The 21386-nt window shown below is 65.6% G+C and carries 30 protein-coding genes and 1 tRNA gene; 27 read left to right on the forward strand and 4 right to left on the reverse strand.

Features of this window, described 5'->3' with window-relative positions:
* Positions 1-8 precede the first annotated feature (8 nt).
* Positions 9-1457, forward strand: a complete 1449-nt coding sequence (locus GXN78_RS15900; RefSeq protein WP_239142731.1) for an FAD-binding oxidoreductase — start codon at positions 9-11, stop codon at positions 1455-1457.
* 32 nt (positions 1458-1489) lie between these two features.
* The gene (locus GXN78_RS15905) at positions 1490-2593 is read left to right on the forward strand and encodes a zinc ribbon domain-containing protein (protein ID WP_106556372.1); all 1104 of its coding nucleotides are present in this window, start codon (positions 1490-1492) and stop codon (positions 2591-2593) included.
* On the opposite strand, the gene GXN78_RS15910 is transcribed toward GXN78_RS15905, so the two are convergent.
* Positions 2566-3342 (reverse strand): SDR family oxidoreductase, encoded by a 777-nt coding sequence (locus GXN78_RS15910; protein ID WP_106556371.1) that lies wholly within the window; start codon positions 3340-3342, stop codon positions 2566-2568. The genes GXN78_RS15905 and GXN78_RS15910 overlap by 28 nt on opposite strands.
* Before the next feature lie 182 nt (positions 3343-3524).
* Between GXN78_RS15910 and GXN78_RS15915 the strand changes: the two genes are divergently transcribed.
* On the forward strand, positions 3525-3701 hold the full coding sequence (locus GXN78_RS15915) for a hypothetical protein (protein WP_164255486.1): 177 nt from the start codon (positions 3525-3527) through the stop codon (positions 3699-3701).
* Between the two features lies 1 nt (position 3702).
* On the opposite strand, the gene tgt is transcribed toward GXN78_RS15915, so the two are convergent.
* Positions 3703-4875 (reverse strand): tRNA guanosine(34) transglycosylase Tgt, encoded by a 1173-nt coding sequence (gene tgt, locus GXN78_RS15920; RefSeq protein WP_106556370.1) that lies wholly within the window; start codon positions 4873-4875, stop codon positions 3703-3705.
* Positions 4876-4889: 14 nt separating this feature from the next.
* Positions 4890-5930 (reverse strand): tRNA preQ1(34) S-adenosylmethionine ribosyltransferase-isomerase QueA, encoded by a 1041-nt coding sequence (gene queA, locus GXN78_RS15925; RefSeq protein WP_106556369.1) that lies wholly within the window; start codon positions 5928-5930, stop codon positions 4890-4892.
* An 81-nt stretch (positions 5931-6011) separates the two neighbouring features.
* On the opposite strand from queA, the gene recG reads away from it, so the two are divergent.
* The 4 genes from recG (at position 6012) to ubiA (ending at position 10844) form a co-directional block, all read left to right on the forward strand.
* On the forward strand, positions 6012-8114 hold the full coding sequence (gene recG / locus GXN78_RS15930; RefSeq protein ID WP_106556368.1) for an ATP-dependent DNA helicase RecG: 2103 nt from the start codon (positions 6012-6014) through the stop codon (positions 8112-8114).
* A gap of 65 nt (positions 8115-8179) precedes the next feature.
* Positions 8180-9151, forward strand: a complete 972-nt coding sequence (locus tag GXN78_RS15935) for a LysR substrate-binding domain-containing protein (protein WP_106556367.1) — start codon at positions 8180-8182, stop codon at positions 9149-9151.
* Positions 9152-9300: 149 nt separating this feature from the next.
* Positions 9301-9894 carry a Dps family protein gene (locus tag GXN78_RS15940; protein ID WP_106556366.1) on the forward strand — a complete coding sequence of 198 codons (594 nt, stop codon included), beginning with the start codon at positions 9301-9303 and terminating at the stop codon, positions 9892-9894.
* Between the two features lie 68 nt (positions 9895-9962).
* Positions 9963-10844, forward strand: coding sequence for a 4-hydroxybenzoate octaprenyltransferase (gene ubiA / locus GXN78_RS15945; RefSeq protein WP_106556365.1), 882 nt, complete (start codon positions 9963-9965; stop codon positions 10842-10844).
* Positions 10845-10862: 18 nt separating this feature from the next.
* Here the strand turns inward: ubiA and proC are convergent, their stop codons facing one another.
* A complete protein-coding gene (proC, locus tag GXN78_RS15950; protein WP_106556460.1) occupies positions 10863-11720 on the reverse strand; it encodes a pyrroline-5-carboxylate reductase in 858 nt (285 codons plus the stop codon).
* 65 nt (positions 11721-11785) lie between these two features.
* Between proC and GXN78_RS15955 the strand changes: the two genes are divergently transcribed.
* The 20 genes from GXN78_RS15955 (at position 11786) to GXN78_RS16050 (ending at position 21273) form a co-directional block, all read left to right on the forward strand.
* The gene (locus tag GXN78_RS15955; protein ID WP_164255488.1) at positions 11786-12052 is read left to right on the forward strand and encodes a hypothetical protein; all 267 of its coding nucleotides are present in this window, start codon (positions 11786-11788) and stop codon (positions 12050-12052) included.
* Between the two features lie 124 nt (positions 12053-12176).
* Positions 12177-12545, forward strand: a complete 369-nt coding sequence (gene rplN, locus GXN78_RS15960; RefSeq protein WP_068674584.1) for a 50S ribosomal protein L14 — start codon at positions 12177-12179, stop codon at positions 12543-12545.
* Between the two features lie 12 nt (positions 12546-12557).
* Positions 12558-12875 (forward strand): 50S ribosomal protein L24, encoded by a 318-nt coding sequence (gene rplX / locus GXN78_RS15965; RefSeq protein ID WP_106556364.1) that lies wholly within the window; start codon positions 12558-12560, stop codon positions 12873-12875.
* An 11-nt stretch (positions 12876-12886) separates the two neighbouring features.
* A complete protein-coding gene (gene rplE / locus GXN78_RS15970; RefSeq protein ID WP_106556363.1) occupies positions 12887-13426 on the forward strand; it encodes a 50S ribosomal protein L5 in 540 nt (179 codons plus the stop codon).
* 8 nt (positions 13427-13434) lie between these two features.
* Positions 13435-13740: a 30S ribosomal protein S14 gene (gene rpsN, locus GXN78_RS15975; protein ID WP_106556362.1), complete on the forward strand. Its 306-nt coding sequence runs from the start codon at positions 13435-13437 to the stop codon at positions 13738-13740.
* Between the two features lie 20 nt (positions 13741-13760).
* On the forward strand, positions 13761-14156 hold the full coding sequence (gene rpsH, locus GXN78_RS15980; RefSeq protein ID WP_068674576.1) for a 30S ribosomal protein S8: 396 nt from the start codon (positions 13761-13763) through the stop codon (positions 14154-14156).
* Between the two features lie 25 nt (positions 14157-14181).
* Positions 14182-14715: a 50S ribosomal protein L6 gene (rplF, locus tag GXN78_RS15985; protein WP_106556361.1), complete on the forward strand. Its 534-nt coding sequence runs from the start codon at positions 14182-14184 to the stop codon at positions 14713-14715.
* Between the two features lie 14 nt (positions 14716-14729).
* Positions 14730-15095: a 50S ribosomal protein L18 gene (rplR, locus tag GXN78_RS15990; protein WP_106556459.1), complete on the forward strand. Its 366-nt coding sequence runs from the start codon at positions 14730-14732 to the stop codon at positions 15093-15095.
* An 18-nt stretch (positions 15096-15113) separates the two neighbouring features.
* On the forward strand, positions 15114-15632 hold the full coding sequence (gene rpsE, locus GXN78_RS15995) for a 30S ribosomal protein S5 (RefSeq protein WP_106556360.1): 519 nt from the start codon (positions 15114-15116) through the stop codon (positions 15630-15632).
* A 14-nt stretch (positions 15633-15646) separates the two neighbouring features.
* Entirely contained in the window at positions 15647-15832 is a 186-nt protein-coding gene (rpmD, locus tag GXN78_RS16000) for a 50S ribosomal protein L30 (RefSeq protein WP_057593150.1), read from the forward strand.
* Positions 15833-15843: 11 nt separating this feature from the next.
* Complete coding sequence (gene rplO / locus GXN78_RS16005; protein WP_106556359.1) at positions 15844-16275, forward strand: 50S ribosomal protein L15; 432 nt, start codon at positions 15844-15846, stop codon at positions 16273-16275.
* 22 nt (positions 16276-16297) lie between these two features.
* Positions 16298-17608 (forward strand): preprotein translocase subunit SecY, encoded by a 1311-nt coding sequence (gene secY, locus GXN78_RS16010; RefSeq protein WP_106556358.1) that lies wholly within the window; start codon positions 16298-16300, stop codon positions 17606-17608.
* Positions 17609-17621: 13 nt separating this feature from the next.
* On the forward strand, positions 17622-17840 hold the full coding sequence (gene infA, locus GXN78_RS16015) for a translation initiation factor IF-1 (protein WP_106556357.1): 219 nt from the start codon (positions 17622-17624) through the stop codon (positions 17838-17840).
* 34 nt (positions 17841-17874) lie between these two features.
* Positions 17875-17988, forward strand: a complete 114-nt coding sequence (rpmJ, locus tag GXN78_RS16020; protein WP_038201958.1) for a 50S ribosomal protein L36 — start codon at positions 17875-17877, stop codon at positions 17986-17988.
* A 23-nt stretch (positions 17989-18011) separates the two neighbouring features.
* Complete coding sequence (gene rpsM / locus GXN78_RS16025; protein ID WP_019653977.1) at positions 18012-18377, forward strand: 30S ribosomal protein S13; 366 nt, start codon at positions 18012-18014, stop codon at positions 18375-18377.
* 12 nt (positions 18378-18389) lie between these two features.
* Positions 18390-18794: a 30S ribosomal protein S11 gene (rpsK, locus tag GXN78_RS16030; RefSeq protein WP_009124825.1), complete on the forward strand. Its 405-nt coding sequence runs from the start codon at positions 18390-18392 to the stop codon at positions 18792-18794.
* Between the two features lie 131 nt (positions 18795-18925).
* Positions 18926-19549 carry a 30S ribosomal protein S4 gene (gene rpsD / locus GXN78_RS16035; protein ID WP_106556356.1) on the forward strand — a complete coding sequence of 208 codons (624 nt, stop codon included), beginning with the start codon at positions 18926-18928 and terminating at the stop codon, positions 19547-19549.
* Between the two features lie 127 nt (positions 19550-19676).
* Complete coding sequence (rpoA, locus tag GXN78_RS16040; protein ID WP_086919805.1) at positions 19677-20666, forward strand: DNA-directed RNA polymerase subunit alpha; 990 nt, start codon at positions 19677-19679, stop codon at positions 20664-20666.
* 110 nt (positions 20667-20776) lie between these two features.
* Positions 20777-21178 carry a 50S ribosomal protein L17 gene (gene rplQ, locus GXN78_RS16045; RefSeq protein WP_106556355.1) on the forward strand — a complete coding sequence of 134 codons (402 nt, stop codon included), beginning with the start codon at positions 20777-20779 and terminating at the stop codon, positions 21176-21178.
* 18 nt (positions 21179-21196) lie between these two features.
* A tRNA-Met gene (locus GXN78_RS16050) sits at positions 21197-21273 on the forward strand.
* Positions 21274-21386 lie beyond the last annotated feature (113 nt).

Below are 21386 nucleotides of genomic sequence, written 5' to 3' on the forward strand. Positions count from 1 at the left end.
CGCCGCGCGTGCACACCGATCGCAGCCTGGGGGCAGACGAACCCCTGGTATCGCGTCGGACCGTGCTCGCGACGGCGTTGGCCGGGGCCGGCCTGCTGCTGACCCCGGCCCGCGTCGTCCTTGGCGCAACGCCGTTCCTCGTCGAGAACGTCACGCGGCTCTACGCCGTGGAGGTCGCGCGTGTGCTGAGGCCGCGCTCGCGCGAAGCCGTTCGCGACGCGGTCCTTCAATGGCCTGCACGGATCGCGGTGGGCGGTGGGCGCTATTCGATGGGCGGGCAGGTGGCGGTCGCCGGCGGCTTGCATCTCGACATGCGTGAAATGAATCGCCTGGTGTGGTTGCGCTCCGAGACGAAGACGGTGCGCGTGCAGGCGGGCATGCGCTGGCGCGATCTGCAGGATCTCATCGACCCGCATCAGTTGTCGGTCCGGACCATGCAGAGCTACGCCAACTTCACCATCGGGGGCTCGGTGTCGGTGAACGCCCATGGCCGCTATGTCGGCCATGGCCCTCTCGGGCATTCGGTGCAGGCGCTGCAACTGGTGCTGGCGGACGGCGAGATCGTCGAGGCCGATCGGCGGACGCGGCCGGAGCTCTTCCGCGCCGCGATCGGCGGCTATGGCGCCATCGGCGTGATCACGGAGGTGGAACTCGCGCTGGACGACAACATGCGCATCGAGCGCTTCGTCACGAGCATGCCCTTGCAGGACTATCCCGCCTGGTTCGCGCGCGAAGTCAAGACCGGCAGCGGATATCTGCTGCACAACGCCGACCTGATGCCGCCCCACTTCGATACGGCCGTGGCCGTGAGCTGGCTTCGGTCCGAGAAGCCACTGACCGTGGCGGAGCGTCTGACTCCGCGCAATCGCAACTATCGGGTCGAGCAGAGCCTGATCTGGGCCGTGACCGAGCTTCCGAACGGCGATGCGCTGCAGCGCAAGTACGTCCGGCCGCTGCTCTTCGAGGGGCAGGCTGTGGTCTGGCGAAATCACGAGGCGAGCCTGGACCTTCGCTCGCTGGAGCCGGCGAGCCGCCGGGTATCCACCTACGCGCTCCAGGAGTACTTCGTTCCGACGCGGTGCTTCGGGCTCTTCGCGACCGAGATGATCCGGATCATCCGGGAGCATCAGGCCAAGGTGCTGAACGTTTCGATCCGGCATTCGCCGCCCGACGAGCTGTCCCTGCTGTCTTGGGCCCGCGAGGAAGTTTTCTCGTTTGTCGTGTACTACAAGCAGCGCACCGACGTCCAAGGCCAGGAGCACGCCGGCCACTGGACCCGGGCGATGATCGACGCTGCCTTGAAATGCGATGGAACCTACTACATGCCCTACCAGCTGCACGCGACCCCGGCGCAGTTTGCCGCGGCCTATCCGCAGGCCGATGCATTCCGCGCGGTGAAGCGCGTCGTTGACCCTGCGGGGCGCCTCTGCAACACGCTGTGGCAGCGATACCTTTGAATCGACGACCTTTGATGAACCGGAGATATTGAATGAGCAGCAAATCCCTGCGCCTGTCGGAGAAGTGGTTCCGCCGCGGCCTGTGGGTGGTGGCCCTGGTGTTCGCGACCTTCCTGATCGGACTGGGCAGCACGATCGTCGGCGACCTGCCGCGGGTCGAGCGCACGCTGACGCTCGACGACTTCATCGACCGTCCGGCAGCCGAGCCGCTGCGCCAGACCATCCGGACCAGCCAGCGCACCGAGCAGGAGGCCACGCGCGAGCGCGAGCAGGCCGAGCTTGCGCTCCTGGCCGCGCAGCAGGCCAGCCGCACTTCGCGTGAGACCTTCGGCAACTGGCTGGCGACGCGGCGCGTGACCGCGCAGCCCGACCAGGACACCGAGCTCATCGGCCGCACCAAGGCGCTCGATGCGCTGAAGACCAAGGAGAACGAAGCCGAACGCGCCGTCGGGGCGCAGCGCCAGATCGCGCTCGATGCCCGCCAGGCCCGCCAGAGCGCGCAAGAAAAGCTCGCCGTCCTCGAAGAGGCGGCGCGCAAGGCGCTCGAGGCGGAGAATCGGCGCGTCGAACTGCGCGTGTTCGCCTACCGGCTCGCGCTGACCCTGCCGCTGCTGGTGGTCGCGGGCTGGCTGTTCGCGAAGAAGCGCAAGAGCACCTGGTGGCCTTTCGTCTGGGGCTTCATCTTCTTCGCGCTGTTCGCCTTCTTCGTCGAGCTGGTGCCCTACCTGCCGAGCTATGGGGGCTATGTGCGCTACGCGGTGGGCATCGTGCTGACCGTGCTGGTGGGGCGCTACGCGATCATCGCGCTCAACCGCTACCTCGCGCGCCAGAAGCTGGCCGAGGCGCAGCCGGACACCGTCCGGCGCAACGAGCTGAGCTACGACACCGCGCTGGCGCGCCTGGCCAAGAGCGTCTGTCCGGGTTGCGAGCGGCCGGTGGATCTCAAGAACACCGAGATCGACTTCTGCCCGCACTGCGGCATCGGCCTGTTCGACCACTGCCGCGCGTGCAAGGCACGCAAGAGCGCCTTCTCTCGTTTCTGCCATGCTTGCGGGACCGTCGCGGCATCGCCGCCGAGCGACGGCCTGCCGGATTCGTTCACAGCTTCTCAGGTCCAGCCGGCATCCACCACGTAGTCCTGCGCGCTGCACATCCTCGAATCGTCAGCCGCGAGGAAGAGCGCCATGCTGGCGATGTCCTGCGCCATCACGCGGCCCGGCAGGCATTGGGCGGCGTCGATCTGGATCTCGGACTCGGGCTTGACCCACAGCTTCAGCTGACGCTCGGTCATCACCCAGCCCGGCACGATGGAGTTGACGCGGATGTTGGCCTTGCCGAGGTCGCGCGCGAGCGAACGCGTGAGGCCGCGCGCCGCAGCCTTGCAGGCTTGGTAGACCGGGTAGCCGGCGCCCTTGATCATCCAGCTGATCGAGCCGAAGTTGATGATCGAGCCACCGCCGGCTGCGCGCATGTCGTCCGCCACGGCCTGCGCAGCGAAGAACTGGTGCTTGAAGTTGATCGCCACCAGCGCATCGAAGTCCTCGCTCGTGACATCGGCCATCTCATGGCGGCGGTCGTTGGCGGCGTTGTTGAGCAGCGCGCGGATCGGCCCGAAGCGCGCGCGCACCGCAGCGATGGCCGCCTGTAGTGCGCCGACATCGGTGACGTCGCACGCATGGAACAGCACTTCGTTGTCGCCCTGCAGCGTGGCCGCCAGTGCCTGGCCAGCCGCGGCATCGATGTCGCAGAAGCCGACATGCGCGCCTTGCGCATGGAAGGAGCGCACCAGCGCTTCGCCGATGCCGGTGGCGCCGCCGGAGATGAAGACGCTGCGGCCGGCGAGCGATGGATAGCGCGCCGAATAGGAGGAGTTCGTTGCCGTCATGATCAGGGTCTGTGCGAGTGGAGGGAGCTGCGCGGCGGGCGCGGCCGAGTGATTCTCTACGCCGCAGATGGTGCGCGCCAGTCCGCACGCAGTCCTCGCGCGTGCGGCGTATGGCTTAGGTCGTGTTCCCGCGCGCGCGGCTTCTGGCTACGCTCGAAGCCTTCGATACGAGACATGCAGCCATGTTCAGCCAGCTCCTTCGCCGCCACGCCGCTGCCGGCCTTTACCTTGCATCGGTCGCTGCCGCCTTGTTGTCGGCGGCGAGCCTGGTCGCCTACGCAAAGGAGCCGGACGACATCCACCTGTTCGCGCCCTACAGCACGCCGCTGGCCTCCGAGACGACAGGCGCCGCAGAGTAGCTCAGATGCCGCGCGCGCGGTCGGCCTTGAACTGCGTACGGAACTCAGAATAGGCGCCCGCATCGAGCGCCGCGCGAATCTCGCGCATCAGGTTCAGGTAGTAGTGCAGGTTGTGGATGGTCGTGAGCATCGGCCCGAGCATCTCGCCGCACTGGTCCAGGTGATGCAGGTAGGCGCGGCTGAAGCCCTCGCGCCCACCCTCGTTCCACGGCACGCCCGAGGCGCCCGCGCAGGCATGGCAGCTGCAACTCGGGTCGATGGGCTGCGGGTCGTTCTTGTGGCGCGCATTGCGCATCTTCAGGTCGCCGAAGCGGGTGAAGAGGGTGCCGTTGCGCGCATTGCGCGTGGGCATCACGCAGTCGAACATGTCGACGCCCTGGGCCACGCCCTCCACCAGGTCCTCGGGCGTGCCGACGCCCATCAGGTAGCGTGGCTTATGGGCCGGCAGCCGGTGCGGCGTGTGCGCCATGATGCGCAGCATCTCCTCCTTGGGTTCGCCGACGCTGACGCCGCCGATCGCGTAGCCGGGGAAGTCGAGCTCGACCAGCTGCGCCAGCGATTCCTCGCGCAGGTTCTCGTACATGCCGCCCTGGACGATGCCGAAGAGGGCATTGGGATTCGCGAGCCGCGCGAACTCGGCCTGGCATCGCCGGGCCCAGCGCAGGCTCAGTTCCATCGACGAGCGCGCCTCGGCCTCGGTCGTGATGTGGCCTTGGGTGTCGTAGGGCGTGCACTCGTCGAACTGCATGACGATGTCGCTGTTGAGGATGGTCTGGATCTGCATCGAGACCTCGGGCGTGAGGAAGAGCTTGTCGCCGTTGACGGGCGAGGCGAACTTCACGCCTTCCTCGCTGATCTTGCGCATCGCGCCAAGCGACCAGACCTGGAAGCCGCCCGAGTCGGTGAGGATGGGCTTGTCCCATTTCTCGAACTGATGCAAGCCGCCGAAGCTCGCCATCACGTCCAGGCCCGGGCGCATCCAGAGGTGGAAGGTGTTGCCCAGGATGATCTGCGCGCCCATCTCCTCGAGGCTGCGCGGCATCACGCCCTTGACGGTGCCGTAGGTGCCCACGGGCATGAAGATCGGCGTCTGCACCACGCCGTGGTTGAGGGTGAGGGTGCCGCGGCGCGCGTGGCTGTCGGGATCGGCGGCGAGGAGTTCGAAATTCAGCATGCGTTGTCTCTTGATCATTTCGCCCGGGCCAGCAGCATCGCGTCGCCGTAGCTGAAGAAGCGATAGCGCTCGCGAATGGCGTGGGCGTAGAGCGCCATCACGCGCTCATAGCCCGCGAAGGCGCTCACCAGCATCATGAGCGTGCTCTTGGGCAGGTGGAAGTTGGTGACGAGCAGGTCCACGTGCGCGAAGGTGAAGCCCGGCGTGATGAAGATGCGGGTGTCGCCGCTGGCTTCACCGCTCTTCGCCCACGATTCGAGCGTGCGCACGGTGGTCGTGCCGACGGCGACGATGCGGCCGCCGCGCGCCTTGGCCTCGGCGATCGCGCGCCGCGTCGCCTCGGGCACCTCGTAGCGCTCGGCATGCATCTGGTGCTCGGCGATGTTCTCGGTCTTGACGGGCTGGAAGGTACCGGCGCCCACGTGCAGCGTGACGCTGGCGCGTTGCACGCCCCGCGCCTCGAGCTCGGCAAGCAGGGCCTCGTCGAAGTGCAGCGCCGCCGTCGGCGCAGCGACGGCGCCCGGCACGCGGGCGAACACGGTCTGGTAGCGGCGCTCGTCCTCCTGCGAGTCGGCGTGCTCGATGTACGGCGGCAAGGGCACATGGCCGCAGCGCGCCATCAGCGCGTAGGGGTCCTCGCCCGTGGGGCTGTCGAAGCGCAGGCGGAACAGCGCACCCTGCTCGTCGGGCCAGCGGCCCAGCAGCGTCGCCTGGAAGCCGCCCGCCATGGCGAGCACGGTGCCCACGGGCGGTTTCTTGCTGACCTTCATGTGGGCGACCACCTCGTGGTCTTGCAGCAGGCGCTCGACCAGCAGCTCGAGCTTGCCGCCGGTGGGCTTCTCGCCGAACAGGCGCGCCTTGACCACGCGGGTGTCGTTGAAGACCAGCAGGTCGCCCGCGCGCAGCAGCGAGGGCAGGGCCTTGAAGATGCGATCGGCGGGCGGTTCCATCGTGCCGTCGAGCAGGCGCGAGGCGCTGCGCTCGGCGGCGGGATGCTGCGCCACCAGCTCGGGCGGCAGATCGAAATCGAAATCGGAAAGCGTGAAGGCGCGCATGAATCTTGAGGGCCGGACGGGCCCGTGCCAAGGAGGCGAGAGAAAGGGAAGGGAGGCCGAAGAGGCGGGCAGAATTGTCCCATGCCCGCCGCCGCCAAGTCCTTGCCCCCGGAAAAGCCCGTCGCGGCGCCAGGCACCGGCCTGAGCGCGGTGCAGCGCGCGCTGCGCAAGCTGGGCCTGGTGCGCGACATCGACTTCGCGCTCTACCTGCCGATGCGCTATGAAGACGAGACCCGCATCGTGCGCCTGGCCGACACACGCGACGGCGACATGGCGCAGATCGAGGCGGTTGTGACCGAGAGCGAGGTGGTCTTTCGCCCCCGCCGCCAGCTGATGGTGACGGTGGACGACGGCAGCGACACCTGCCAGCTGCGCTTCTTCAATTTCTATCCCTCGCAGCAGAAGCAGCTGGCGGTGGGCGCGCGGGTGCGCGTGCGCGGCGAGGTGCGGGGCGGCTTCGTCGGGCGGCAGATGATGCATCCGAACGTCAAGGCCGCGGGCACCGAGCTGCCGCAGGCGTTGACGCCGGTGTACTCGACCGTCGCGGGCCTGCCGCAGCCGCTGCTGCGGCGCGAGGTGCGTTCCGGCCTGGCGCGGGCGGTGCTCGACGAGACCATTCCCGCGGGGCTCGCGCCGCAGGGGGCTTGGGATCTGCGGGGTGCGCTTCATTTCCTGCACTACCCGGCGCCCGACGTCGCGATGGCCACGCTCGAAGACCACAGCCATCCGGCCTGGCAGCGGCTCAAGGCCGACGAACTACTGGCGCAGCAGCTGTCGCAGCTGCAGGCGAGGCGGGCTCGCGGCGCGCAGCGGGCGCCGGTGCTGTCGATGGCTGCCTCGACGGATTCGCTCGGCGAGGCGCTGCGGGCCGTCCTCCCGTTTGCGCTGACCGGCGCCCAGCAGCGCGTGGTGGAGGAGATCGTCCGCGACCTCGCGCGCGAAGTGCCGATGCACCGGCTGCTGCAGGGCGACGTGGGCTCGGGGAAGACCGTGGTGGCCGCGCTTGCCGCCGCGCGCTGCATTGACGCGGGCCACCAGTGCGCGCTGATGGCGCCCACCGAGATCCTGGCCGCGCAGCATTTCGGCAAACTGGTCGGCTGGCTCGATCCGCTGCTGGCCGAGCGTGGCCTGCGGGTGGCCTGGCTCACCGGCAGCCAGAAGAAGAAGGAGCGCGACGCCATGTCGGCCGCGGTCGAGAGCGGCGAGGCCGCGCTGGTGATCGGCACGCATGCGGTGATCTCGGAGAAGGTGCGCTTCCGCCAGCTGGCGCTCGCCATCATCGACGAGCAGCACCGCTTCGGCGTCGCCCAGCGCCTGGCGCTGCGCGGCAAGGCCGGGGCACAGCTGGAGCCGCATCTGCTCATGATGAGCGCCACCCCGATCCCGCGCACGCTGGCGATGAGCTACTACGCCGACCTCGACGTCTCCACCCTCGACGAGCTGCCGCCGGGCCGCACGCCCATCGTCACCAAGCTGGTGGCCGATCACCGGCGCGACGAGGTCGTCGATCGCATCCGCGTCCAACTGGAACAGGGCCGGCAGGTCTACTGGGTCTGCCCCCTGATCGAGGAGAGCGAGGCGATCGACCTGCGCAACGCGACCGAGACGCGCGACGAATTGGCCGACGCGCTCGGCGAGGAAGTGGGCGTCGGGCTCCTGCATTCGCGCATGCCGACAGCCGAGAAGCAGGCGGTGATGGAGGCGTTCACCGCGAACCGGTTGCAGGTGCTGGTCAGTACCACCGTGATCGAGGTCGGCGTCGACGTGCCCAATGCCTCGCTGATGGTGATCGAGCATGCCGAGCGCTTCGGCCTCTCGCAGCTGCACCAGCTGCGCGGCCGGGTCGGGCGCGGCGCGGCGGCCTCGGCCTGCGTGCTGCTCTACGCGCCGAACGAGGGCGGCCGCGTCGGCGAGGCGGCGCGGGCGCGGCTCAAGGCCATGGCGGAGACCAGCGACGGCTTCGAGATCGCACGGCGCGACCTCGACATCCGCGGCCCCGGCGAATTCCTCGGTGCGCGCCAGTCGGGCGCGCCGCTGCTGCGCTTTGCGGACCTCAGCACCGATGTCCTGCTGCTCGACTGGGCGCGCGAGCTCGCGCCGCGCATGCTCGACCGCCACCGTGCGCTGGCCGAGAAGCATGTGGACCGCTGGCTGGGCAGCAAGGCCGAATACCTCAAAGCCTGAGTGCGGGTCAATGCGCGATGCCCCCGGCACGCTTCGGGAGCTCTTGCGCATAATTGACGAAAGCTATGACCCTCACGGAACTCAAATACATCGTTGCGGTCGCGCGTGAACGGCATTTCGGCAAGGCGGCCGAGGCCTGCTACGTCTCGCAGCCCACCCTCTCGGTCGCGATCAAGAAGCTGGAGGACGAGCTTGAGGTCAAGCTCTTCGAGCGCAGCGCGGGCGAGGTCACGGTCACGCCGCTGGGCGAGCAGATCGTGCAGCAGGCCCAGAGCGTGCTCGACCAGGCCGCCAGCATCAAGGAGATCGCCAAGCGCGGGAAGGACCCGCTGTCGGGGCCGCTCAATCTGGGCGTGATCTACACCATCGGCCCCTACCTGCTGCCCGACCTGGTGCGCCAGAACATCGCGCGCACGCCGCAGATGCCGCTGGTGCTTCAGGAGAACTTCACCGTCAAGCTGCTGGAGATGTTGCGTTCCGGCGAGATCGACTGCGCGATCATGGCCGAGCCCTTCCCGGATACCGGACTCGCCGTGGCGCAGCTGTACGACGAGCCCTTCATGGCGGCCGTTCCCGTCCACCATCCGCTGGCGGAGCGCGAGTCCGTGAGCTCCGACGAGCTCAAGAAGGAGACCATGCTGCTGCTTGGCACGGGCCACTGCTTCCGTGACCACGTGCTCGAGGTCTGCCCGGAATTCGCCCGCTTCTCGAGCGATGCCGAGGGCATCCGCAAAAGCTTCGAGGGCTCTTCGCTGGAGACCATCAAACACATGGTGGCCGCCGGCATGGGCGTGACGCTGGTCCCGCGCCTGTCGGTGCCGGCCGATGCGCTCAAGCCCCGGGCCGCGAAGGGGCGCGGCAGGGAGCTCGAGCAGATCGTGCGCTACCTGCCGGTTCGCGACCTCCAGGGCGGCGAGCCGCCGACGCGCCGCGTCGTGCTGGCCTGGCGTCGCAGCTTCACGCGCTACGAGGCCATCGCGGCTCTGCGCAATGCCATTTATGCCTGCGAGCTGCCGGGCGTCAAGCGGCTTTCGTAGCAGCAGCGATAGCCGAAAGTCGAGCCATCGGCCTACGCTTTCGAACAGGTCCGGCGCAATCGCTGCGATAGAGTGCGGCTGTTGCGAAGCCAGCGTCCGGCTTCTAAAGTTTTGACCAGTTCAACAACCTCGAAGAAAGAACTTTCGCCATGGCCAAAGTCGACAAGAAATCCAAGTCCGCCGTCGCCAACGCACCGGCCGCTTCCGCCGGCAAGGTGCCCAAGAAAGGCGGCGCACTGGTGGCCCAGGAATCGGGCAGCCGCAATGCGCCGATCATCAACATCGGCATCGACCGCGAGGACCGCGCCGCCATCGCCGAAGGTCTGAGCCGCGTGCTGGCGGACACCTACACGCTCTACCTCACGACCCACAACTTCCACTGGAACGTGACCGGTCCGCACTTCAACTCGCTGCACGCGATGTTCATGGCGCAGTACACCGAGCTGTGGGGCTCGACCGACGTCATTGCCGAGCGCATCCGTGCGCTGGGCCACTACGCGCCGGGCTCTTATGCCGAGTTCAGCAAGATCGCGACCGTGCCCGACGTGCCCAAGGACCCGCCCAAGGCGATGGAGATGGTGCGCATCCTGGTCAAGGGCCACGAGACCGTCTCGCGCATCGCGCGCGAGTTCATCCCTGTGGCCGAAGAGGCCGGCGACGACCCGACCGCCGACATGCTGACCGCGCGCTGCACGGTGCACGACCAGACGGCCTGGATGCTGCGCTCGCTGCTGGAGGACTGAGCCACTTCGCTCGGCACGAGTCTCGATCCGGGCGGGCTTCCTCCTTTGCGGTGGCGCAAAATTGCGGCATGTCCGCCTCCACCGCCCTCGCTCCTCGCGGCCGCCTCTCGCTCTACCTGGACCTGATCCGCTGGAACCGGCCGGCCGGCTGGCTGCTGCTGCTGTGGCCCTCGCTGGCTGCGCTGTGGTTCGCGGCCGACGGCTTCCCCGGCTGGCACCTGATCACGGTCTTCGTGCTCGGCACCATCCTCATGCGCAGTGCCGGCTGCTGCGTCAACGACGTGGCCGATCGCGATTTCGATCGGCACGTCAAGCGCACTGCCCAACGCCCCGTCACCAGCGGAGCGGTGTCGGTCAAAGAGGCGCTTGTTGTAGGGGCAGTGCTCGCGCTGGCCGCCTTTGCGCTGGTGCTCACGACCAACCGTGCGACGGTGCTGTGGTCCTTCGCCGCGCTGGCTGTCACGCTGGTCTACCCCTTCGCAAAGCGCTTCGTCTCGATCCCTCAGGCGGTGCTGGGTATCGCCTTCAGCTTCGGCATTCCGATGGCCTTCGCGGCCGTGCAGGCTTCGGTGCCGGCCTTCGCATGGTGGCTGCTGGCGGGCAACCTGTTCTGGGTGCTGGCCTACGACACCGAGTACGCCATGGTCGATCGCGACGACGACCTCAGGATCGGCATGAAGACTTCGGCCATCACCTTTGGGCGCTTCGATGTGGCTGCGATCATGGCGAGTTATGCGATCTTCCTCGCGGTGTGGGCCGCCGCCGGCGCGAGCCGACAGTTGGGTCCCGTCTTCTACGCCGGCATCGCCCTCGCGGCGGTGCAGGCGCTACGGCACTGGCGGCTGATCCGCGAACGCACGCGTGAGGGCTGCTTCAAGGCCTTCCGGCTCAACCACTGGCTGGGTTTCACCGTGTTCGCCGGCGTCGTGGCCGGCCATCTGCTGCGCTGAATCCGCAGGGCCGCCGCCTCAGCCGCGGCCGAACTCCTCGCCGAGTTCCGCGGCGCGCTGGTGGGCCGCGCGGATCGCGGCCTTGAATTTCGCCTTGACATCGGCGTTCTCGAGCGAGGTGATGGCGGCGTGGGTGGTCCCTCCCTTGGAGGTCACGCGCTCGCGCAGCACGGAGGGCGGTTCGGTTGCATCGTTCGCCAGGGTCGAGGCGCCGGTGAAGGTGCCGACGGCCAGCCGGTGCGCCTGCTCGGGCGTGAGACCCAGCTCGACGCCGGCTTCGGTCATGGCCTCGATGACGTAGAACACGTAGGCGGGCCCCGAGCCGGACACCGCGGTGACCGCGTCCAGCGCGCTCTCGGCGTCCACCCAGAGCAACTCGCCGGTGGCCTCCAGCACCTGCTCCACCATCTTGCGCCCTGCCGCATCGACGGCCGGCCGCGCAAATAGGCCGGTCATGCCCTTGCCGACCAGCGCCGGCGTGTTCGGCATGGCGCGTACCACCTGCTCGGTGGCGAGCCAGCGAGCGATGCTGTCGGAGGGGATTCCGGCGGCGACGCTGAGATGCAGCGCGTCCTTGGTCAGTCCCCGAACGGCCTGCGCTGCCTGCGCAAAACTCTGCGGCTTGACGGCCCAGACCAGCACCCCGCAGCGCTCGAGCGCCGCGCCGGCCTCGGCCTGGGCCGCAATGCCGAAGTCGTGCCGCAGCCGTTCGCGGGCTTCGGCCTGGGGTTCGACGACCTCGAAGGTGGCGGCCGGCACCTGTCGTTTGATGAGTCCGCCGATGATGGCGCTGGCCATGTTGCCGCCGCCGATGAAGCCGATCGGCGGCAGGGGAGCTCGCTCCTGGCGGGGCAGGAAGGTGACGGCGATGTTCATGATCTGTCCAGTGAATTCGAAGGCTGCGGACTGCGGGGCGTGCAGCGGATTGAAATTGTCGCCGCTTGCGGCCATCGCGCGGCGGCTGCCGTGCGGCCGCTGCGGACGGTCCCAATCTGGGGGTCCGACGATTTCGCAAAAACCAGGACCCATCGATCATTTCTCAGAAGCATGTACTCACCTTCCATGTCTTCTGGCTGGTGCTCGATGGCGCGCAGTTGATCGAGGACGTGGAAGTCAGGGGCGCCGCGCAACAGGGGCGTTTGACAGCCAAGCGCTGCCTGTGCAACAATCATGGGCTTCGCTTTTCCAAAGGCGAAAAACAGCGATAGAGCTTCTGCCCAACGGAGACGCGTCGAAGTGGTTTCGATGCGAGGACGACGGGCCCAAGACTGACCGCAAGCTGCTTCCGGTATTTCGGGGGGCGGCGACCGGTACAAGTTGGGAATACACGAAATGATCCAAACTGAATCCCGGCTCGACGTGGCCGACAACACGGGCGCGAAATCCGTCCTGTGTATCAAGGTGCTCGGCGGCTCCAAGCGGCGTTATGCCAGCGTGGGCGACGTCATCAAGGTCAGCATCAAGGAAGCCGCTCCGCGTGGTCGCGTCAAGAAGGGCGAGATCTACAGCGCAGTGGTGGTCCGTACCGCCAAGGGCATCCGTCGTGCCGACGGCTCGCTCGTCAAGTTCGACGGCAATGCCGCCGTTCTGCTCAACGCCAAGCTGGAGCCCATCGGCACCCGCATCTTCGGACCGGTCACGCGCGAACTGCGCACCGAGAAGTTCATGAAGATCGTGTCGCTGGCCCCCGAAGTTCTCTAAGGACAACTCGCCATGAACAAGATTCGCAAGGGCGACCAGGTCATCGTGCTGGCCGGGCGCGACAAGGGCAAGCGCGGCACGGTGTCGCTGCGCAAGGACGACTCGCATGTGGTCGTCGACGGCATCAACCTGGTCAAGAAGCACACCAAGCCGAACCCGCTCAAGGGCACGACCGGTGGCATCGTCGAGAAGGCTATGCCGATTCACCAATCCAACGTGGCGATCTTCAATGCTGCGACCGGCAAGGCCGATCGCGTGGGCATCAAGGTCACGGACGGCAAGCGCGTGCGCGTCTTCAAGTCCAGCGGCGAAGAAATCAAGGCCGCCTAAGGAGTACTCACATGGCACGTCTCCAACAACACTACCGCGAAAAGATCGCGAAGGACTTGACCGAGAAGTTCGGCTACAAGTCGCCCATGCAGGTTCCGCGCCTGACCAAGATCACGCTCAACATGGGCGTGGGCGAAGCGGTCGCCGACAAGAAGGTGCTCGACAACGCCGTGGCCGACCTGACCAAGATTGCCGGCCAGAAGCCTGTCGTGACCAAGTCGAAGAAGGCCATCGCCGGCTTCAAGATTCGCGAGAACCAGCCGATTGGCTGCATGGTCACGCTGCGCGGCATCCAGATGTACGAATTCCTGGACCGCTTCGTGACCGTGGCGCTGCCGCGCGTGCGCGACTTCCGCGGCATTTCCGGTCGTGCCTTCGACGGCCGCGGCAACTACAACATCGGCGTGAAAGAGCAGATCATTTTCCCCGAGATCGAGTACGACAAGGTCGACGCGCTGCGCGGTCTCAATATCAGCATCACGACCACGGCCAAGACCGACGAAGAAGCCAAGGCGCTGCTCGCGGGCTTCCGTTTCCCGTTCAAGAACTGAGGTGACTTGTGGCTAAAGTAGCTTTGATCGAGCGCGAGCTCAAGCGAGAAAAACTGGTCGCAAAGTACGCCGCCAAGCACGCGGAACTGAAGGCGATCGCCAACGACGCGAAGAAGAGCGACGAAGAGCGCGCAGCCGCCCGCCTGGCCCTGCAGAAGCTCCCGCGCAATGCCAACCCGACGCGCCAGCGCAACCGCTGCGAAATCACCGGCCGTCCCCGTGGCACTTTCCGCCAGTTCGGTCTGGCCCGCGCCAAGATCCGTGAACTGGCCTTCAACGGCGACATCCCCGGTGTCACCAAGGCCAGCTGGTAAGCCAGGCAGGAGCAAAGAACATGAGCATGAGTGATCCCATTGCCGACCTGCTGACGCGTATCCGCAACGCGCAGATGGTGGCGAAGCCCACCGTGTCGGTCCCGTCTTCCAAGGTGAAGGTCGCGATCGCACAGGTGCTGAAGGACGAGGGCTACATCGACGGTTTCCAGGTCAAGACCGAAGCCGGCAAGAGCGAGCTTGAAATTGCGCTGAAGTATTACGCCGGCCGTCCGGTCATCGAGCGCATCGAACGCGTAAGCCGTCCCGGCCTGCGCGTGTACAAGGCCAGCGCTGCGATCCCGCAAGTGCAGAACGGCCTGGGCGTCGCCATCGTTACCACCCCCAAGGGTGTGATGACCGACCGCAAGGCTCGCGCCAGCGGCGTCGGCGGCGAAGTGTTGTGCTACGTCGCCTGACCGAGACATCGAGGAGAACACTGAAATGTCCCGAGTAGGAAAAATGCCGGTCGCCATCCCCGAAGGCGTGGATGTGGCGATCAAGGAAGACCAGATCAGCGTCAAGGGCAAGGGCGGTGCGCTCAGCCTGCCGCTGAATGCGCTGGTGAATATCGTCAACAAGGACGGCAAGCTGAGCTTCGAGCCCGCCAACGAGTCGCGCAACGCGAACGCGATGAGCGGCACGGTGCGCCAGTTGGTGAACAACATGGTGGTCGGTGTGACCAAGGGCTTCGAGAAGAAGCTGAACCTGGTCGGCGTGGGCTACAAGGCCCAGGCGCAAGGCGCCAAGCTGAACCTGCAGGTCGGCTACTCGCACCCGGTCGACAAGCTGATGCCCGAAGGCATCACGGTGGCTACGCCCACCCCGACCGAAATCGTGATCAAGGGTGCCGACCGCCAGCGCGTCGGCCAATTGGCCGCTGAGATCCGAGCTGTTCGTCCGCCCGAGCCCTACAAGGGCAAGGGCATCCGCTACGCGGACGAGAAGATCGTGATCAAAGAGACCAAGAAGAAATAAGGGGCAGCAAAATGATGTTGACCAAGAAAGCACAGCGTCTTCGCCGCTCGCGCCAGACCCGCATCCGCATTGCGACGCAAGGCGTGGCGCGCCTGACGGTGAACCGCACCAACCTGCACATCTATGCCGCCGTCATCTCCGACGACGGCACCAAGGTGATCGCCTCCGCCTCGACCGCGGAGGCCGAAGTGCGCAACTCGCTGGGTGGTTCCGGCAAGGGCGGCAACGCCGCCGCGGCCACGCTCATCGGCAAGCGCATCGCCGAGAAGGCGAAGGCCGCCGGTGTCGAGAAGGTTGCCTTCGACCGCGCGGGCTTCGCCTACCACGGCCGCGTCAAGGCGCTGGCCGATGCGGCCCGCGAAGCCGGCCTGCAGTTCTAACCGGACACGAGATTCAACATGGCAAAGATTCAGGCAAGAACGCAAAGCGAAGGCCCCGAAGACGGTCTGCGCGAGAAGATGATCGCGATCAACCGCGTCACCAAGGTGGTGAAGGGTGGTCGTATCCTCGGTTTCGCAGCACTCACCGTGGTCGGTGACGGCGATGGCCGCGTCGGCATGGGCAAGGGCAAGTCGAAGGAAGTGCCGGCCGCAGTGCAGAAGGCGATGGAAGAAGCGCGTCGCAATCTCGCGAAGATCTCGATCAAGAACGGCACGCTGCACCATCGCGTGACGGGCCATTGGGGCGCCGCTTCGGTGGTCATGATCCCGGCGCCGAAGGGTACCGGCATCATTGCCGGCGGCCCGATGCGCGCGGTGTTCGAAGTGATGGGCATCACCGACATCGTGGCCAAGAGCCATGGTTCGTCGAACCCCTACAACATGGTCCGCGCCACGCTGAACGGCCTGCGCAATTCGACGACGGCTTCCGAAGTCGCAGCCAAGCGCGGCCTGACCGTCGAGCAACTCTTCGCCTGAACGGGAGCATCGACATGACGACGCAACAACAAACGCTCAAGGTGCAACTGGTCAAGAGCCCGATCGGCACCAAGCAATCGCATCGCGACACCGTGCGTGGCCTGGGCCTGCGCAAGCTCAACAGCGTGAGCGAGCTGCAGGACACGCCCGCGGTGCGCGGCATGATCAACAAGATCAGTTATCTGGTCAAAGTGCTGTAAGAGAGACGGATATGGAACTCAATGGCATCAAGCCGGCGGCGGGCGCCAAGCACGCCAAGCGTCGCGTCGGCCGCGGCATCGGCTCCGGCCTGGGCAAGACCGCGGGTCGCGGTCACAAGGGTCAGAAGTCCCGCGCGGGCGGCTTCCACAAGGTTGGCTTCGAAGGCGGCCAGATGCCGCTGCAGCGCCGCCTGCCCAAGCGTGGCTTCAAGTCGCAGTCGCTCAAGTACAACGCCGAAGTGACCCTGGCTGCGCTCGAGAAGCTCGGGCTGGCCGAAGTGGACCTGCTTGCACTCAAGCAAGCCGGCCTGGTGGGCCAGATCGCTAAGGTGGTCAAGGTCATCAAGTCGGGCGAGCTGACCAAGGCTATCAAGCTGACGGGCATCGGCGCGACCGCCGGCGCCAAGGCCGCGATCGAAGCGGCCGGCGGCAGCGTGGCCTGATCGCAAGCGAAAGAAGGTCATAGTGGCAACGAACGCGGCGACGCTCGCAAAGACAGGCAAGTTCGGCGACCTGCGTCGCCGGCTCGTCTTCTTGCTGCTCGCCCTCGTGGTCTACCGCATCGGAGCGCACATTCCGGTGCCGGGCATCAACCCGGACCAACTGGCGCAGCTGTTCCAGGGCCAGCAGGGCGGCATCCTGAGCCTGTTCAACATGTTCTCGGGCGGCGCGCTGTCGCGCTTCACCGTGTTCGCGTTGGGGATCATGCCGTACATCTCCGCGTCGATCATCATGCAGTTGATGACCTACGTGGTGCCGACCTTCGAGCAGCTGAAGAAGGAAGGCGAGGGCGGCCGGCGCAAGATCACCCAGTACACCCGCTACGGGACGTTGGGCCTGGCGCTGTTCCAGTCCTTCAGCATCGCGGTGGCGCTGGAATCTTCCGCAGGCCTGGTGATTTCGCCCGGCTTCGGCTTCCGCCTCACCGCCATGGTCAGTCTGACGGCAGGCTCGATGTTCCTGATGTGGCTCGGCGAGCAGATCACCGAGCGCGGTCTGGGCAACGGCATCTCGATCCTGATCTTCGCCGGCATCGCGGCCGGCCTGCCGAGCGCGATCGGAGGCCTGCTGGAGCTGGTGCGCACCGGTGCCATGAACGTGCTCGTCGCGTTGTTCATCGTCGCCGTGGTGATCCTGGTCACCTACTTCGTGGTGTTCGTGGAGCGCGGTCAGCGCAAGATCCTGGTCAACTACGCGCGCCGGCAGGTCGGGAACAAGGTCTATGGCGGCCAGTCCTCGCACCTGCCGCTGAAGCTGAACATGGCCGGAGTGATCCCTCCGATCTTCGCCTCCTCGATCATCCTGCTGCCGACCACGGTGGTGAGCTGGTTCAGCACGGGCGACAGCATGCGCTGGATCAAGGACATCGCGAGCGCGCTGACGCCGGGACAACCGATCTACGTGCTGCTTTACGCCGCCGCGATCGTGTTCTTCTGCTTCTTCTACACGGCCCTCGTTTTCAACAGCCGCGAGACCGCCGACAACCTGAAGAAGAGCGGCGCGTTCATCCCGGGCATCCGTCCGGGCGATCAGACCGCGCGCTACATCGACAAGATCCTGGTTCGCCTGACACTGGCGGGCGCGGTGTACATCACCTTCGTCTGTCTGCTGCCGGAGTTCCTGATCCTGAAATACAACGTGCCGTTCTATTTCGGCGGCACCTCTCTGCTGATCATCGTGGTGGTCACGATGGACTTCATGGCCCAGGTGCAGAACTACATGATGTCGCAGCAGTACGAATCCCTGTTAAAGAAGGCCAATTTCAAGACTTCCTAGCAGGCGAAGTGAGATGTCGAAGGACGATGTCATCCAGGTGCAGGGTGAGGTTCTGGAGAACCTTCCGAATGCGACCTTCCGGGTCAAGCTGGAAAACGGCCACATCGTGCTGGGACATATTTCCGGAAAGATGCGGATGCACTACATCCGCATCCTTCCAGGTGACAAGGTCACCGTCGAGTTGACGCCCTATGACTTGAACCGGGCGCGCATTGTGTTTAGGGCGAAGTGAGTCGCCGGGTTGAACAGAGTTTTAGGAGAGTGAAATGAGAGTTTCGGCTTCGGTCAAGACCATTTGCCGCAATTGCAAGATCATCCGCCGCAAAGGTGTCGTGCGCGTGATCTGCACCGACCCGCGCCACAAGCAGCGCCAGGGTTGAGCTAGAGATTTAAGAGGACGCACATGGCACGTATTGCTGGCATCAACATTCCGCCGCACAAGCACGCTGAGATCGGCCTGACGGCTATCTTCGGCATCGGTCGCACCCGCGCCCGCAAGATCTGCGAAGCGAGCGGCATCGAATACTCGAAGAAGATCAAGGATCTGACCGACGCCGATCTCGAGAAGATCCGCGATCAGATCGCGCTCTTCACCATCGAAGGCGACTTGCGCCGCGAAACGACGATGAACATCAAGCGCTTGATGGACATCGGCTGCTACCGCGGCTTCCGTCACCGTCGCGGCCTGCCCATGCGCGGCCAGCGCACGCGCACCAACGCCCGTACCCGCAAGGGTCCGCGCAAGGCCGCGCAGTCCCTGAAGAAGTAAGGATAGACAAGCATGGCTAAAGCTCCTGCCAACAACGCCGCACAGCGCGTTCGCAAGAAGGTCCGCAAGAACGTGGCGGACGGCATCGCGCACGTGCACGCCTCGTTCAACAACACGATCATCACGATCACCGATCGCCAGGGCAACGCCCTGTCGTGGGCGTCGTCCGGTGGCCAGGGTTTCAAGGGCTCGCGCAAGTCGACGCCCTTCGCTGCGCAGGTCGCTTCCGAAGTCGCCGGCCGGGCTGCGGTGGAACAAGGCATCAAGAACCTCGACGTCGAGATCAAGGGCCCCGGCCCGGGTCGTGAGTCGTCGGTACGCGCGCTGGCCGCGCTCGGCATTCGCATCAACTCGATCGCCGATGTGACGCCGGTTCCGCACAACGGCTGCCGTCCGCAGAAGCGCCGTCGCATCTGAGGCGAAGGCGTTCGGCGCAGCCAGCTTCCGGGCCGGCTGCGCGTTTTGTTTTTTCAACAAGCCCACCGCCATCGGCACGCCGCTGATGGCTCCCGCAGACCCCTGCGGTAGATGACACAAAGGAAGATCAAGTGGCACGCTACCTCGGCCCCAAGGCCAAACTCTCCCGCCGCGAAGGCACCGACCTGTTCCTCAAGAGCGCCCGCCGCTCGATCCAGGACAAGGCCAAGTTCGACTCCAAGCCCGGCCAGCATGGCCGCACCTCGGGCCAGCGTACTTCCGACTTCGGCCTGCAGCTGCGCGAGAAGCAGAAGGTCAAGCGCATGTACGGCGTGCTCGAGAAGCAGTTCCGCCGCTACTTCGAGGAAGCCGATCGTCGCCGTGGCAACACCGGCGCCAACCTGCTGTTCCTGCTCGAATCGCGCCTGGACAACGTGGTCTACCGCATGGGCTTCGGCTCCACGCGCGCCGAAGCGCGCCAGTTGGTTTCGCACAAGGCGATCACGGTGAATGGCCAGTCGGTCAACATCCCGTCGTACCTGGTCAAGACCGGCGACGTGATCGCCGTGCGCGACAAGTCGAAGAAGCAGAACCGCATCGCCGAGGCTCTGCAACTGGCTCAGCAGGTCGGCATCCCGGCCTGGGTCGAAGTGAATGCCGACAAGGCCGAAGGCACCTTCAAGAAGGTGCCCGATCGCGACGAGTTCGGTGCCGACATCAACGAATCGCTGATCGTCGAACTGTATTCGCGATAACAGGCGATGACGTGCCGCCTATCGGCGGCCCGAACTTTTGATTTTTGTTCCCTGTCGCGGCGCCGCGGCCGGGCACTTCACCAGCCTTACCGGTGTAACGAGCCGGGGGTATTGAGAGGAAGTCTGCATGCAAACCACCCTGTTGAAACCCAAGACCATCCAGGTCGAGCAACTGGCCGCCAACAAGGCCAAGGTCACGCTCGAGCCTTTCGAGCGCGGCTACGGCCACACGCTCGGCAACGCGCTTCGCCGTGTGCTGCTGTCCTCGATGGTGGGTTACTCCGCCACCGAAGTGACGATCGCCGGCGTGCTGCACGAGTACTCGTCCATCGATGGCGTGCAGGAAGACGTCGTCAACATCCTGCTGAACCTCAAGGGCGTGGTGTTCAAGCTCCACAACCGCGACGAAGTCACGTTGAGCCTGCGCAAGGACGGTGAAGGCGCCGTCACCGCCTCGGATATCCAGACGCCGCACGACGTCGAGATCATCAACCCTGACCACGTGATCGCGCACCTGTCGCAAGGCGGCAAGCTCGACATGCAGATCAAGGTCGAGAAGGGCCGCGGCTACGTGCCCGGTACCATGCGCCGCTATGCGGACGAGCCAACCAAGTCGATCGGCCGCATCGTGCTCGACGCTTCCTTCTCGCCGGTCAAGCGCGTGAGCTACACCGTTGAGAGCGCCCGCGTCGAGCAGCGCACCGACCTGGACAAGCTGCTGGTCGAAATCGAGACCAACGGCGCCATCACCGCGGAAGACGCGGTCCGCGCCTCGGCCAAGATCCTGGTCGAGCAGCTGGCCGTTTTCGCGCAGCTGGAGGGTGGCGAACTCGCCGCCTTCGACCAGCCGGCGCCGCGCAGCGCCCAGCAGTTCGATCCGATCCTGCTGCGCCCGGTCGACGAGCTCGAGCTCACGGTCCGCTCGGCCAACTGCCTGAAAGCCGAAAACATCTACTACATCGGTGATCTGATCCAGCGCACCGAGAACGAGCTGCTGAAGACCCCGAACCTGGGTCGCAAGTCGCTCAACGAAATCAAGGAAGTGCTCGCCTCCCGCGGCCTGACCTTGGGCATGAAGCTCGAAAGCTGGCCGCCGGCTGGCTTGGATAAGCGTTAAGCCGCAAGGACAAGGCTGCCGCGTGCGGCAAGCCTTGTTTTCTTCTAGCAAACGGTGAACGCACAGTACCTGATCCGGCTGTGCGCAATTGATAAGGAAAGGAACTCACCATGCGTCACGGACACGGACTCCGCAAACTCAACCGCACCAGCTCGCACCGTCTGGCGATGCTGCAGAACATGATGAACTCGCTCATCGAGCATGAGGTCATCAAAACCACGGTCCCCAAGGCCAAGGAACTGCGCCGCGTCATCGAGCCGATGATCACCCTGGCCAAGAATCCGACGGTCGCCAACAAGCGCCTGGCCTTCAACCGCCTGCGTGACCGCGACAGCGTGGTCAAGCTGTTCGGCGAGCTGGGCCCGCGCTACCAGGCGCGTCCGGGTGGCTACACGCGCATCCTGAAGATGGGCTTCCGCGTGGGTGACAACGCGCCCATGGCCTTGGTCGAACTGGTCGATCGTCCTGAAATCGCCGATACCCCTGCCGACGAGCAGGCTGGCGAAGAATAAGCTATAATATTAGTCTGCCGCGCGATGGAGCAGCCTGGTAGCTCGTTGGGCTCATAACCCAAAGGTCGCAAGTTCAAATCTTGCTCGCGCAACCAAATATTTTGCGAATTCGAGTTGTTCGCAAATAACAAAACGCCCACTTTCGAGTGGGCGTTTTTGTTTTTGCAGTACGCGTAAATAAAGCTCCATTTGCCTCGCGGCCGCCGAC

The sequence above is a fragment of the Variovorax sp. WS11 genome (assembly GCF_010499245.1).
Classification (GTDB): Bacteria; Pseudomonadota; Gammaproteobacteria; order Burkholderiales; family Burkholderiaceae_C; genus Variovorax.

What these genes read in the sequence shown, in the direction of transcription:
- GXN78_RS15905 (WP_106556372.1), top strand. Translation starts at nt 1,490, where the DNA reads ATGAGCAGCAAATCCCTGCGCCTGTCGGAGAAGTGGTTCCGCCGCGGC.
- GXN78_RS15910 (WP_106556371.1), bottom strand. Translation starts at nt 3,342, where the DNA reads ATGACGGCAACGAACTCCTCCTATTCGGCGCGCTATCCATCGCTCGCC.
- GXN78_RS15915 (WP_164255486.1), top strand. Translation starts at nt 3,525, where the DNA reads ATGTTCAGCCAGCTCCTTCGCCGCCACGCCGCTGCCGGCCTTTACCTT.
- tgt (WP_106556370.1), bottom strand. Translation starts at nt 4,875, where the DNA reads ATGCTGAATTTCGAACTCCTCGCCGCCGATCCCGACAGCCACGCGCGC.
- queA (WP_106556369.1), bottom strand. Translation starts at nt 5,930, where the DNA reads ATGCGCGCCTTCACGCTTTCCGATTTCGATTTCGATCTGCCGCCCGAG.
- recG (WP_106556368.1), top strand. Translation starts at nt 6,012, where the DNA reads ATGCCCGCCGCCGCCAAGTCCTTGCCCCCGGAAAAGCCCGTCGCGGCG.
- GXN78_RS15935 (WP_106556367.1), top strand. Translation starts at nt 8,180, where the DNA reads ATGACCCTCACGGAACTCAAATACATCGTTGCGGTCGCGCGTGAACGG.
- GXN78_RS15940 (WP_106556366.1), top strand. Translation starts at nt 9,301, where the DNA reads ATGGCCAAAGTCGACAAGAAATCCAAGTCCGCCGTCGCCAACGCACCG.
- ubiA (WP_106556365.1), top strand. Translation starts at nt 9,963, where the DNA reads ATGTCCGCCTCCACCGCCCTCGCTCCTCGCGGCCGCCTCTCGCTCTAC.
- proC (WP_106556460.1), bottom strand. Translation starts at nt 11,720, where the DNA reads ATGAACATCGCCGTCACCTTCCTGCCCCGCCAGGAGCGAGCTCCCCTG.
- rplN (WP_068674584.1), top strand. Translation starts at nt 12,177, where the DNA reads ATGATCCAAACTGAATCCCGGCTCGACGTGGCCGACAACACGGGCGCG.
- rplX (WP_106556364.1), top strand. Translation starts at nt 12,558, where the DNA reads ATGAACAAGATTCGCAAGGGCGACCAGGTCATCGTGCTGGCCGGGCGC.
- rplE (WP_106556363.1), top strand. Translation starts at nt 12,887, where the DNA reads ATGGCACGTCTCCAACAACACTACCGCGAAAAGATCGCGAAGGACTTG.
- rpsH (WP_068674576.1), top strand. Translation starts at nt 13,761, where the DNA reads ATGAGCATGAGTGATCCCATTGCCGACCTGCTGACGCGTATCCGCAAC.
- rplF (WP_106556361.1), top strand. Translation starts at nt 14,182, where the DNA reads ATGTCCCGAGTAGGAAAAATGCCGGTCGCCATCCCCGAAGGCGTGGAT.
- rplR (WP_106556459.1), top strand. Translation starts at nt 14,730, where the DNA reads ATGTTGACCAAGAAAGCACAGCGTCTTCGCCGCTCGCGCCAGACCCGC.
- rpsE (WP_106556360.1), top strand. Translation starts at nt 15,114, where the DNA reads ATGGCAAAGATTCAGGCAAGAACGCAAAGCGAAGGCCCCGAAGACGGT.
- rpmD (WP_057593150.1), top strand. Translation starts at nt 15,647, where the DNA reads ATGACGACGCAACAACAAACGCTCAAGGTGCAACTGGTCAAGAGCCCG.
- rplO (WP_106556359.1), top strand. Translation starts at nt 15,844, where the DNA reads ATGGAACTCAATGGCATCAAGCCGGCGGCGGGCGCCAAGCACGCCAAG.
- infA (WP_106556357.1), top strand. Translation starts at nt 17,622, where the DNA reads ATGTCGAAGGACGATGTCATCCAGGTGCAGGGTGAGGTTCTGGAGAAC.
- rpmJ (WP_038201958.1), top strand. Translation starts at nt 17,875, where the DNA reads ATGAGAGTTTCGGCTTCGGTCAAGACCATTTGCCGCAATTGCAAGATC.
- rpsM (WP_019653977.1), top strand. Translation starts at nt 18,012, where the DNA reads ATGGCACGTATTGCTGGCATCAACATTCCGCCGCACAAGCACGCTGAG.
- rpsK (WP_009124825.1), top strand. Translation starts at nt 18,390, where the DNA reads ATGGCTAAAGCTCCTGCCAACAACGCCGCACAGCGCGTTCGCAAGAAG.
- rpoA (WP_086919805.1), top strand. Translation starts at nt 19,677, where the DNA reads ATGCAAACCACCCTGTTGAAACCCAAGACCATCCAGGTCGAGCAACTG.
- rplQ (WP_106556355.1), top strand. Translation starts at nt 20,777, where the DNA reads ATGCGTCACGGACACGGACTCCGCAAACTCAACCGCACCAGCTCGCAC.